The sequence below is a fragment of the Mucilaginibacter sp. PPCGB 2223 genome (assembly GCF_001705515.1).
Taxonomy (GTDB): domain Bacteria; phylum Bacteroidota; class Bacteroidia; order Sphingobacteriales; family Sphingobacteriaceae; genus Mucilaginibacter.
Window position 1 is genome coordinate 516647 of the sequence record NZ_MDJS01000002.1, and the last position, 11395, is coordinate 528041.

An 11395-nucleotide genomic window follows, 5' to 3' on the forward strand; every position below is an offset into this window, starting at 1 on the left:
CCAATTCTTAATTAATGTGCGGATTAAAATTAATGCACTGTAGAAATCATTTGCACATTCACGCATTCGCACATCAACTCAATTAACGCCATCATCATTCTGGATACCTTTTTTAGCTTTTTTCAGATTGTCTTTCAGCTTACCAAACCGGTAATTCAGGCTGCAGTTAAACGAGCGGTAAAAGTTTTGCCGGGTGGTAAACTGGTCAAAATCGGGGCCAAAGAACTCACGCTGATAGTTACGAAACTGGGCAAAGGGGTTATTGGTAACGAAGGAGAACGAAAGCCTGTTCTTCACGATATCCTTACCCACGCTAAACGATGAGTTGATGTTCCAGTTGGAGGTACCCTGCAAACTCAGGTCGGGGCCGCTCACATTCAGGGTAGCACCTAAACGCATGCCTGATGCAAAACGGTAATTGGTTGAAAGGTACCCGTTTTCCATAAAACCCTGGTTTTCGAGTGGCTGACCGCTTACTACAGCCACCACATGCCCGTGCGCAACGTTGGCATTGGCACTCAGGCTCCATTTTGGCGTGATATTGTAATTGACATTAGAGCTAAAGGTAAATAACTGTGCCTTACCGGTGTTTTGCAGAATGTTGATCACGACATGGGTAGCCGGATCGTAAGTTACACCAGGCATGATGAGGTTGCGAAACCCGATATAACCCAGGTTAACGTTAAGCTGCACTTTTTTAGACGAGTTAAAACCTACCGAATAGCTGTTGGCCGTTGTAGGGTTCAAAGCCGGGTTGCCACCGCTATAAAAGTTGGGGTTTGAGCGGTCGACAAACGGATTGAGCTGATTAATGCCCGGCCTTTGTATGCGCTGCGAAAAACCAAAGTTTATGCCGGTATTGTTTTTAAATTTCCGGTTAACCGAGATCGAAGGAACAACATTGAAGTATGTACGGCTGATACCTGCACCGTTAAAATCAGTTTCCTCTATACGGATGCCGCCTTTAAAATCCCAGTCTTTCAGGGTGTACTGGTAACTGTTGTAAGCACCATAAATATTTTGGGTATTATCAAACAGGTTTGAGCGTAACGGATCAGTAACAAACTCACCGCTGCCGCTTTGCGACAGGTACTCAAAATCGCTGTTGTTATTACGCCATATGGCCTTCACGCCCACATCCATCGTTAACTTTTTACTGAAAGGGTGGGTGTAATCAACCTGCAGTGTCTGCTCTTTTGATAGTGCATCATTATTTTGGTGGTAGTTGGGCTGTGTATAGTTCACTGGATTGATTACCAGTAAATTACTGTACGTTATATCTTCGGAGCGCAGGTAGCGGTACGAAAACGTGAGCAGTTGGATTTTACTATGCTTAAAGCCCAATTGGTAATTGATAGCCGCATCCATACCATGCCCGTTGCCGTTGCTGATGTTGCCCAGGTTGTAACCCTGCAAAACCCCTGTACTTCCGGTAAGCAACGATGACTGATCGCTGGTGCGGTATGAACTGTTGCCGTTGATATTAAAGTTGCCCGCTATGAGGTTCAGCGTATCGATCTCATAGCTCAGTTCGGTGCCAAAATAACCGCTTCGGCTGTCGGACGATTGTGACCCGTTTTGCAAAAGGTTGGTTGGGTCTGTCCCCGTGGTCAGGCGGTTCAGCGAATTGCCGGCCTCGGGCGAGTTGTAAGTGTTGCCGCCGCTTTGTACAAACAGGCCAAACTTGCCCTGCTTTAGCGTTAAGCTGCCGCCCAGGCCCGGGCCGCCAACAGGGAAACGCCCGCTGATGTTAACCGAACCGTTATAGCCGTTGTCGATAGTTTTATGGGTAACGATATTGATGATACCCACAAGGCCTTCGGCATCGTATTTGGCCGGCGGCGTGGTGATCACCTCGATACGATCGATACTCGAGGCGGGCATCGCACGTAAAACATCTTTGGGATTACGCGCCACCATGCTCGATGGTTTGCCGTTGATGAGTATCTTATAGTTATCGTTACCTTTTAGCTTAATGTTATCATCCCCGTCCAGCGAAAGCATCGGTACTTTGCGCATCATCTCAAGCACGCTGTAAACCTTACTCTCGGGGTCGGCCTGGAGGTCGTAAACCAAACGGTCGGCCTGCTGGCTTACCACGGGCTTATCGGCATTGATGTTAACCGCTTTAAGCTGTTTGCTGTTGGGGGTAAAAGCTATGCCGCCCAGATCAACAATTTTTGACGGATTATCGGTAAGCTCAACGGGTACCTGCCTGGTTACATAACCTACACTTACCAAAACCAGGTTGTATTTGCCGGGAGTAAGCTTTTCGAAAATAAAGTTACCATTGGTTTTGGTGAGGGTTGATTTAACAGGCTGCTTAGCCGCGTTTTTTAAGGTGAGTGTTGCAAATTCTACCGGCTTATGCGATACCGAATCGGTAACGGAGCCTTTAAGTGATAACGCGCCCGACGTGGTTTGCGCTACTGACGGCAGGAGCCATATGGCTGCTATGAGTGATAAGAGTGTAGATCGTATTTTCATGATTTGATTGTGCTTGATTTTCGAAACAATATTATCGCGAAGCACAGCCGGTATCAATAAAATGGGATGAATGTAGGTTATGGTGGGATGAAAATAGTCCGGAGTCGTAAGTCTTGAGTCGGAATTAAGACAAGAGATTGATTGATAGGCTTCTTTATTGAGAAGCGAACTATGAAGGGGATTTGAAGATGAACTTTTACCGCAGAGCCTGCAAAGCCGTTATATACGATTGCCCAACAGGCAGCACATCGCCGTTTTGCATGGTTACCTGGTGCCGTTCTATCTTTTCGATCCTGTTTACGGCGGCTATAAACGATCGGTGTATGCGGATAAAACCTCCATCGGGCAGTATGCTATCACATTCGGTGATCGTCATGCGCGAGAGCACCCGTTTATCATTTAAAACAAAGGTTACGTAGTTGCCGGTAGCTTCCAGGTAGTGTAACTCGGTAAAGGGTATCCGCACCTGGTCGTATCCCGTTTTAACAAACACATGGTCTTTACCTTTGGCGGTATTGCGCAGGTTAAATAACTCGTAAGCTTTATTACAGCCTTTAATAAAGCGGGCCAGCGAGAACGGCTTTAACAGGTAATCAACCGCATCCAGCTCAAAGCTGCTGACGGCATGTTCGGAGTAAGCCGTGGTGAAGATCACCATCGGTTTTTTGTTGAGGCTATTATAAAAATCCAATCCCGAAATATCGGGCATCTTAATATCCAGAAAGATCAGGTCGATAGGTTCATGCTGCAGGTATTCCATCGCTTTAAAGGCATCGGTAAACTCGGAGCAAAGCTCCACAAAGGTCACCTTCGCTGCGTGCGACCTGATCACGGCCAGGGCCATCGGTTCATCATCTATAGCAATGGCTTTTAACATATCACTAATTTGCCGGTTTTGTGGCCGGCTGGGTTGAAAGCTGTAAAGTAAGGTGCACAAAAAACTCGCTTGCCGTTTCGCGGATGATCAGCTCATGCCGTTTAGGGTAAACCAACTCGAGCCGCTGCTTTAAATTATTTAAACCAATGCCGCTATGACCCTTTTCGGGATCGTTATCCGGCTTGATATGGATGCTGTTACTCACATCGAAATATAAGGTATTTCCTTTGATATCGAGCACCATTTTAATGTACGATGATTCGCGCAGGCTGATGCCGTGCTTAAAGGCATTCTCAACAAAGGGTATGAGCAGCATCGGCGTGATCTGCAAACTGCCGATGTAACGCGGGATCTCGTTTTGTATCACAATATCGGGCGAGGTTTGTGTGCGCAACTGCTGCAGTGCAATAAAATGGTGCAGGTAGTCTATCTCCCGCGAAAGCGAAATGCTCTGCTGCATATTTTCGTGCAGCATAAAACGCATCATATCGCCCAATTGCTGTATGCCTTCGCTGGTGCGTTCGGCATTCTCCTGTAGAGCTGTCCCGTAAAGGGTATTCAAGGCGTTGAACAAAAAATGCGGGTTTATTTGTGCCTGCAACATGGTATAGCTGGCTGCCGAGCGCCCCAGATCGGTTTTTAGCTTATACAATTCGGCGTTCGATGCCAGCCTGCGTTTGTAAACCTGCCAGCTTATGGGCGCCACAACGAGTATCTGCAATGCCGAACTCAACATAATAGTGGGCAGTGTAATATTATGCCCCATAGGGCCGGTAGCTATCGAGATTAAAACCGACGACAGCAATACAATCAGCACAATACGCCCCATGTAATGTTTAAAACCCTGCCGCTTGCGGCTAATTTCGGGAATGATCCAATAGGCCGAACTCCAGTATATACCGATAGCCAGCAATACGGCTGCCCCCCATAAAGCTATGAAAGCAATGTTGGCATTGGTGCTGATGAGCAGGAACAATACCACCAGCCACCCGATAAACGCGATAATGGATTCGCGGCTCACCTGGTAATGTTCGGGCCCAACTTTTTTCAGGTCATCGAGCAGATGAACAGATATGAATTTGATGCCCGTATAAAAACCAAACATCATCAATACCCACAGCGTTTGCATCAGCGAGCGGTTGAACACCAGTTTGCTGAAATAAAATGGAGTACGATGGAATTTCATCAATCCGGGCTCGAGGTAGGTATCGGTAACGGCATAGGTAATACCCAGCAACATCACCAGCGCTATGGCCGATACAGTGTATAAAGAGATATTCTGCCTTTTGGCCAGTGCCGGCCATACCCTGAAATTGAACAGCAGAAAAACGACGTACAACATGGTGTACCGGCATATGCGCGAAAAAAGCGCAGCAACGCCGCTAACGGCAGTATACTGGCCGTAATACGTTCCGCGGTAAGCAGGGCCATAATTAACCTGCGTTATCAGGATAAATACCGAAAATACATACAGGGCTGTTGAGGCCCAAAATTCGATAGCGTTAAGGTCTAAGGGGTTTCGCTTCAGTTCCTTCATCAATACGCAATATTATGGGATATAATGAAGGTACTGAAATTAATGGGATGAAACCATCGCCTCAAGGGATGAATTTACAAAGTTGATATAGTGCCATGGCTAATTACTTCACATTAAACCGGAGGGTTACCGGGCCGGAAGTATTGCCCTGGTTATCTTTGGTTATTGTTAATCCAGCACAACACAAAAATGGCCGTTCATTTCCAGCAGCTCGATCACTTTAAGTGGGCAGAAATCCGAACCTTCGATACGCAGGATGCGGTCGCAGTCATTGAGGTCGAAATGAATGTTAATGAACGGGAATTGCCGCGACAAAGCAGCACGCAGCATTTTGGCCTGCTTTTGCCAACGCACGTCTGTTTTAAATACCTCAACCATTCCCGTTCAGTTTAAATTGTTTATGCTTGCTCGTTAATGTCGTAATTCACCATCCATTGTACACCGAACTTATCGGTAAACATGCCAAAACTGGCACTCCAGAAGGTTTGCTGCAAAGGCATGGTTACCACTCCGCCCGCGCTCAGGCCGTTAAATATTTTATCGGTTTCTTCCTGGCTTTTGGTACTGATGCTGATCGTAAAATTGGTGCCTGCAATCAATGGGCCGCCCATTGATTCGAGCGCGTCGCTGCCCATGAGCACGCTATCGCCCGATATAGGTAACGAAATATGCATCAGCTTTTCGTAATAATCTTCGGGGATGTTGGCGAGCATTTCGGCGGGCATATCCTTAAAGCGCATCACCACCTGGAATTCGCCGCCAAAAACTGATCTGTAAAAATTGAAAACCTCTTCGGTGTTGCCGAGAAAATTGAGGTATGGATTAAGTGTTGCCATTGTTATATAGTTTAATTGTTAATCAGAAAAATGAGATGATGGGGGAGCCGTCAAACCACTCCCGCGATGGTTTTTTACTTCTTGGTTAGTTTATATCTGATATGTGTTGTCAGGTTTGATGGTATTACTTCTGCAATTTGCATATCGTATTTGTCTTTGTCCATGCCATCAAAAAGCCGGACGCCGCTTCCTAAAAAAACAGGCGTTATGTGGATAAAAAACTCGTCGATAAGTCCGGCGTTGAGATATTGCCGGATAGTGTCGCAACCGCCTTGTATCCTGATATCTTTTTCCCCGGCCGATTTTTTTGCTTTTTCCAACGCGTTGTGTATACCGTCGTTAACGAAATAGAAAGTTGTTGTGCCCTGCTGAACCCAGGGTTCCCGTTCTTCGTGCGTCAGCACATAAACATCCGCTTTGAACAGATCTTCGGGCCAATGCACTTCGCCTTCCTCAAACATGCGCTTGCCCATAATGTAAGCGCCGGTCCGGGCAAACACATCCTCTATTAAGCGGCTATCGGCACCGTCTTCCTCGCCGCCTTCCATGCCCAGGTGTTTCCAAAACGCCTTTTGTTTAAACATCCATGCATGAATTTTGGGCGAAACACCACCCATCGGGTTTTCGGGACTTCGGTTATCGCCCGCAAAAAAGCCATCCAGCGAAATTGCGCAGTCGAAGATAATTTTGCTCATAATGATTATTTGTTTTCAGTTAGTTTGATTGCCGGAGGGCAGGTTTTATTTTTCGAGTACGGTTTTTAAGGTATTGAGGCTGGTTTGCATATCGTTACCCAGAACTTTGCCGAGGTTGAGCAGCATGTGCATCAATTTTGCCATGTAGTTTTTATTGCCGTTCATTACCCAGGTAACCTTGGTTTCGTTAGCCGATAATGCTTCGGTTTTGAACGACGTATGTGCAAGGCCTTCAAAAGGTTTTATAAAGCGCACTTCGGTATCCATGTTGCTGCCATCTATAGCGGTTATTTCCTGCTCGCCTTTGCCTACCTGTTTGTTATCGCTGTCCCAGGCATAAATAAAACCAACGGTGCCATCGGTGCCGGTAAGTGTTTTGCGCAGGTTAGGGTCGGCCATTACCCATTTATTGTAATGCTCCTGGTTTTTAATCAGCTTAATAAAATCGAAAACCGTAGCCTGTGGCTTGCTGATGCTTATATCGCGGATGATGGTATACGTGTCTGATTTAAATACCGCGGTAATGAGCACTATCGCCAGCAGGGCGATTATTATATATAAAACTATCATATAGATAAAATTTATATTTAATGTAAAAGCTATAGTTTTTGACGATTGTTATTAATCGTTTATTTTGTGATAGTAAATGTACGAGGTAAACAATATCCCAAAGAAAATTATTGCCTGTATAGCTTCGCTTCCAAAGCCATCAACGCTAACGTGGGCTATAAACGCCGAGATAAAAGTAATGCCGAATGCTACGTAAGCCCAGTCTTTCAACCATTTCCACATCGGAATGAGCAGTATCAGTGCCCCGATGGTATTACCTATCGAAGCTTCTACCATTAACCAGTGCGGCAATCCAAGATGTGCGGTGCCCTGTTTGGCTATGTCGGTGTTGATCATAAATGCGCCGGGCAGCTGCGGCAGGGCTATCAGGCATGTTGTTATCCAATAAATAACTTTGGTCGCTTTTGTAACTTTTTTGTCCGTTGTCATAATAAATAGGTTTTATGTTTTTATTCGGTTAAATAAATATATAAATAAGTTATAATATTATCCGTTCAGCTTCACCATGCAAACCACTTCGTCATCGCTCTTGTACCATTCTGCACACCAGCTGCCCCAGTCGAGCTGCGGGTTATCCAGCAAAGCCTGAAACGTAGGCCCGAATTGCTGCATGTTATTTTTCCAGTCGTGTATGCTTTTAATACTGTATTCGCCCGCCGGGATGATAAAGGTTTCCAGGCCCAACTGCTCGCCTTCACCATCGAACTTTTCGGTAAGGGCGGCTTTATAAACTATAACACCTTTGTCGGGTTTTGATAAGCCGTAAGTGGTACGGCTTTCTGGTGCGGCAGTTGCATACAATTTATCATAAGCGGCCTGTACACCATTCGGAAACGAATCCGCGGTAACGCAAAAAACTTTAATGTCGTGTTTTAACTGGTAGGTTTCCATCAGGTTGTGTATTTGATAAAGCAAATTTACAGTGGCTTTGGTTTTGACGTGGGGTGTAATTACAGCAAATTAAGGGGTTGATTGCGACAATGCTAATGCCTAATTTTACCTTTATGAAACATATATCCATACTTGTACCCAAGGGCGCGATATTAGGTAGTATTGAGGGCCCACGCCAGGTTTTTACCGAAGTCAATAAGTTTGTAAACAGTTTGGGCAAACCTGCATTGTTCCAGGTAAAGCTTATCGGGCTAACCAAAAAAACCCTCGTTGCCGGCGGCAGGTATACCGTTTATGCCGATGAGCTGGTTGGCGATGTAAAAAAGACCGACCTCATCATCATACCCGCGCTCGACGGAGATATGGTGAAATTGTTAAAGGAGAACGAAGAATTCGTGCCCTGGATACAGCAGCAACACCGGTTAGGCGCCGAAGTTGCCAGTTTGTGCATAGGCGCTTTCCTTTTGGCGCATACCGGCCTGCTCGATGGCCGTAAATGTGCCACGCACTGGATAGCTGCCAATGATTTCCGGAGGATGTTTCCACAGGTGACGCTGGTAGAAGATAAGATCATCACCGATGAAAATGGCATTTACTCAAGCGGCGGGGCTTTTTCGTATCTTAACCTGATCTTATACCTGATAGAAAAATATGCCGGGCGCGATATCGCGATATTCTGTTCAAAAGCTTTCCAGATCGAATATGCCCGCAAAAGCCAGTCGCAGTTTGTGATGTTTATGGGGCAAAAAGATCATGAGGATGAGCCCATAAAACAGGCGCAGGAATTTATTGAAGGCAACTTTAAAGAGAAAATTACTGTCGACCAGCTGGCCGATATGCTGGCGCTGGGCCGCCGTAACCTGGAGCGCAGGTTTAAAAAAGCCACATCCAATACGGTTGTCGAATACATACAGCGGGTAAAGATCGAGGCGGCGAAAATGAACCTCGAGTCGTCTCGTGAGAACGTGAACGAAGTGATGTACAATGTTGGCTATACGGATACAAAAGCATTTCGCAGCACCTTTAAAAAAATAACCGGGCTGTCGCCGATCGAATACCGCAACAAATATCAGCGCGACCCGGTGCCGGCTTAGCGTTTTTGCTGGCTTTTGTATTGTGCGGGCGATATCCCCATCAGTTTTTTAAACAGGCGCGAAAAATAGTAAGGGTCGGTAAAGCCGAGTTCGGCGCAGATCTCTTTAATACTGCGGTCGGTAAAATAAAGCATCTGGCACGATCGCTGTATTTTGAGCCGGTTAAAGTAACGCACCGGCGACAACCCTTCCTTTTTATAAAACAGCCTCGAATAATGCGATACAGAAAGTTTTTGTTGCGTGGCCAACTGATCGATAGATAGATTACGGCCGATATTAGCTTTCATATACCCGATGGAATTGCTGATCACGTCGTTATCGTCGGCCCGCGGATTGGTATCGGCCTGGTACACAAATAGCGATAGCAGATTAAACAAGCGGATATTGACGGCCTCCATCGTGCGCTCATCAAAACTGTTTTCGAGCAGGCTGATGATCGTATTCAGTTCGGCTATGCGGCGCTCATCAAAAGGGGTAAAATTATCCTCGGGTAATTGCTCCTGGTAACGATGATAAAGCGCATCGGCATTGTCGCCTGTAAAATGTGCCCAATAAATGCTCCAGGGCGCGTCCACAGAGCTTTGATAGCGGTGCGGGGTGTTTTTAGGGATGACAAAGAACCGGTTAGGTTTGAGTTCGCTGTCCCGGCCTTGCAGGCTGATCGTCCCCCGGCCATCCACACAATACAAAAAAATATATTGGGGGCTGCCATGCCGCCGTTCGCGATGATGTGAGGCAGCGTGAGGATAATAGCCAACAGCTGTTAAATGGAAAGATGCTGTTAGCGCATTTTTTACCATTTTCCGGATGATATCGGGCGGCAGAACGATCATCTGCTGACCGACAAAGCCCTCTTTTATCCTTTTGCCCTTATCAATTATCCTGCTCAATTTAAATGTTTTTTGTTGGATTTGATGAGATTGTATTCATGGTAAAGGTCGTAATTTTCCTGTCGGATAATAATGATAATAAAATCCATCTTTTGATAAAAATTATCCATTGCCGAAAAGCAGGTACGCGCCTACATTAGCTTAACCGATTATAAATTTATTTTTTATGGATAAAACCGCAGGCATATACAACAACGCATACATTTTGGGTATCTCGTTTATTTCGGCCCTTGGCGGCTATTTGTTCGGGTTCGATTTTGCTGTCATATCCGGGGCACTGCCTTTTTTACGGACCACGTTTGCGCTTACCACCTGGTGGGAAGGTTTCTTGACCGGGTCGCTTGCCCTGGGGTGCATGGCAGGTTGCGGCATTGCCGGCGTGCTGGCAGATAAGTACGGCCGCAGGCCGGGATTAATGATCGCGGCGGCCATCTTCGCCTTATCGTCGCTCGGCATGGCATTTTCAACAAGCCTGAGTATATTTATCATCACCCGTTTTGCGGCGGGTATAGGCGTGGGCATGGCATCCATGTTAAGCCCGATGTATATTGCCGAGATATCGCCGGCGGCAGTTCGCGGGCGTAATGTGGCCATCAACCAGCTTACCATCGTGATCGGTATTTTAATTACCAATGTAGTGAACTACGCTTTAAGCGGTTACGGGGCAGGGGCCTGGCGCTGGATGTTCGGACTGGGCTGCATACCCTCGGCCTTATTTTTAATCGGTGTTGTTTTTTTACCCGAAAGCCCGCGCTGGCTGATGAAGGCCGGGCAAAGCGAAAAAGCCATCGGGATACTCGATAAGATCGGCGGTGCAAATTTTGCCAGGGATACGGCTTCTGATATCGCTATGTCGCTCACGGGTACCAAAAAACAGAATTATGGAGCGGTATTCGCCAAAGCCGTGCGCCCGGCGGTTATTGTCGGCATTACACTGGCGGTGTTCCAGCAGTTTTGCGGTATTAACGTAGTGTTCAACTATACCTCTACTATTTTTAAATCGGTGGGGGCAAACCTGGATAGCCAGTTGTTCGAAACAGTTGCCATTGGGGTGGTTAACCTGGCCTTTACGCTGCTGGCCATGTGGCAGGTCGACAAGCTTGGCCGCCGCCCGCTAATGCTGGCCGGATCGCTGGCATTGGCCATCATTTATCTTGTATTGGCCGTGTTGCTGAAGGGTAATTATGCCATGATCTGGGTATCGGTTTTTGTACTGGCGGCCATCGGTATTTACGCGGCGTCGCTGGCACCGGTAACCTGGGTGCTCATCTCCGAAATATTTCCCAATAACGTACGCGGTGCGGCATCGTCTGTTGCCATCGAGAGCCTTTGGGCGGCGTACTTTATCCTGGTATTTACCTTCCCGCCGCTGGCGGCACATTTAGGTACGTACGGCCCGTTCTACCTGTATGCTGCTATATGCTTTGCAGGGTATTTATTCATCCGCCTGCGGGTAAAAGAGACCAAGGGCCAGACACTGGAGGAACTCGAGAATAATTTTAAAGCGCATTGATCCTT

12 protein-coding genes are annotated in these 11395 nt (G+C 46.7%); 2 read left to right on the plus strand and 10 right to left on the minus strand.

Annotated elements, in window-relative coordinates; all coding sequences use genetic code 11:
- Positions 1-78: 78 nt before the first annotated feature.
- From BEL04_RS12710 to BEL04_RS12750, 9 genes are all read right to left on the minus strand, one after another.
- Positions 79-2487, minus strand: a complete 2409-nt coding sequence (locus BEL04_RS12710; protein WP_066005258.1) for an outer membrane beta-barrel family protein — start codon at positions 2485-2487, stop codon at positions 79-81.
- A gap of 196 nt (positions 2488-2683) precedes the next feature.
- Positions 2684-3364 (minus strand): LytTR family DNA-binding domain-containing protein, encoded by a 681-nt coding sequence (locus BEL04_RS12715; protein WP_066004377.1) that lies wholly within the window; start codon positions 3362-3364, stop codon positions 2684-2686.
- Between the two features lie 4 nt (positions 3365-3368).
- Positions 3369-4901 carry a sensor histidine kinase gene (locus tag BEL04_RS12720; protein ID WP_066004379.1) on the minus strand — a complete coding sequence of 511 codons (1533 nt, stop codon included), beginning with the start codon at positions 4899-4901 and terminating at the stop codon, positions 3369-3371.
- A 168-nt stretch (positions 4902-5069) separates the two neighbouring features.
- Positions 5070-5279 carry a hypothetical protein gene (locus BEL04_RS12725; protein ID WP_066004381.1) on the minus strand — a complete coding sequence of 70 codons (210 nt, stop codon included), beginning with the start codon at positions 5277-5279 and terminating at the stop codon, positions 5070-5072.
- A gap of 20 nt (positions 5280-5299) precedes the next feature.
- The gene (locus BEL04_RS12730; protein ID WP_066004384.1) at positions 5300-5737 is read right to left on the minus strand and encodes a VOC family protein; all 438 of its coding nucleotides are present in this window, start codon (positions 5735-5737) and stop codon (positions 5300-5302) included.
- 74 nt (positions 5738-5811) lie between these two features.
- Positions 5812-6432 (minus strand): dihydrofolate reductase family protein, encoded by a 621-nt coding sequence (locus BEL04_RS12735; protein ID WP_066004390.1) that lies wholly within the window; start codon positions 6430-6432, stop codon positions 5812-5814.
- Positions 6433-6477: 45 nt separating this feature from the next.
- Complete coding sequence (locus tag BEL04_RS12740; protein WP_066004392.1) at positions 6478-7002, minus strand: SRPBCC family protein; 525 nt, start codon at positions 7000-7002, stop codon at positions 6478-6480.
- A gap of 51 nt (positions 7003-7053) precedes the next feature.
- Positions 7054-7431, minus strand: coding sequence for a DoxX family protein (locus BEL04_RS12745; protein WP_066004395.1), 378 nt, complete (start codon positions 7429-7431; stop codon positions 7054-7056).
- 57 nt (positions 7432-7488) lie between these two features.
- Entirely contained in the window at positions 7489-7893 is a 405-nt protein-coding gene (locus BEL04_RS12750; protein ID WP_066004397.1) for a hypothetical protein, read from the minus strand.
- A 113-nt stretch (positions 7894-8006) separates the two neighbouring features.
- Here BEL04_RS12750 and BEL04_RS12755 point away from each other — a divergent pair, with 113 nt between their 5' ends.
- The gene (locus tag BEL04_RS12755; protein ID WP_066004399.1) at positions 8007-8987 is read left to right on the plus strand and encodes a GlxA family transcriptional regulator; all 981 of its coding nucleotides are present in this window, start codon (positions 8007-8009) and stop codon (positions 8985-8987) included.
- Here the strand turns inward: BEL04_RS12755 and BEL04_RS12760 are convergent.
- Positions 8984-9877 (minus strand): AraC family transcriptional regulator, encoded by an 894-nt coding sequence (locus tag BEL04_RS12760; protein WP_254659573.1) that lies wholly within the window; start codon positions 9875-9877, stop codon positions 8984-8986. The two genes, BEL04_RS12755 and BEL04_RS12760, sit on opposite strands and share 4 nt — an antisense overlap.
- Positions 9878-10043: 166 nt before the next feature.
- On the opposite strand from BEL04_RS12760, the gene BEL04_RS12765 reads away from it, so the two are divergent.
- The gene (locus BEL04_RS12765) at positions 10044-11390 is read left to right on the plus strand and encodes a sugar porter family MFS transporter (RefSeq protein WP_066004402.1); all 1347 of its coding nucleotides are present in this window, start codon (positions 10044-10046) and stop codon (positions 11388-11390) included.
- The last annotated feature ends 5 nt before the right edge of the window (positions 11391-11395 follow it).

Excerpts from the sequence above, each read along its gene's own strand:
- BEL04_RS12710 (WP_066005258.1), bottom strand. The coding sequence starts at position 2,487 with ATGAAAATACGATCTACACTCTTATCACTCATAGCAGCCATATGGCTC.
- BEL04_RS12715 (WP_066004377.1), bottom strand. The coding sequence starts at position 3,364 with ATGTTAAAAGCCATTGCTATAGATGATGAACCGATGGCCCTGGCCGTG.
- BEL04_RS12720 (WP_066004379.1), bottom strand. The coding sequence starts at position 4,901 with ATGAAGGAACTGAAGCGAAACCCCTTAGACCTTAACGCTATCGAATTT.
- BEL04_RS12725 (WP_066004381.1), bottom strand. The coding sequence starts at position 5,279 with ATGGTTGAGGTATTTAAAACAGACGTGCGTTGGCAAAAGCAGGCCAAA.
- BEL04_RS12730 (WP_066004384.1), bottom strand. The coding sequence starts at position 5,737 with ATGGCAACACTTAATCCATACCTCAATTTTCTCGGCAACACCGAAGAG.
- BEL04_RS12735 (WP_066004390.1), bottom strand. The coding sequence starts at position 6,432 with ATGAGCAAAATTATCTTCGACTGCGCAATTTCGCTGGATGGCTTTTTT.
- BEL04_RS12740 (WP_066004392.1), bottom strand. The coding sequence starts at position 7,002 with ATGATAGTTTTATATATAATAATCGCCCTGCTGGCGATAGTGCTCATT.
- BEL04_RS12745 (WP_066004395.1), bottom strand. The coding sequence starts at position 7,431 with ATGACAACGGACAAAAAAGTTACAAAAGCGACCAAAGTTATTTATTGG.
- BEL04_RS12750 (WP_066004397.1), bottom strand. The coding sequence starts at position 7,893 with ATGGAAACCTACCAGTTAAAACACGACATTAAAGTTTTTTGCGTTACC.
- BEL04_RS12755 (WP_066004399.1), top strand. The coding sequence starts at position 8,007 with ATGAAACATATATCCATACTTGTACCCAAGGGCGCGATATTAGGTAGT.
- BEL04_RS12765 (WP_066004402.1), top strand. The coding sequence starts at position 10,044 with ATGGATAAAACCGCAGGCATATACAACAACGCATACATTTTGGGTATC.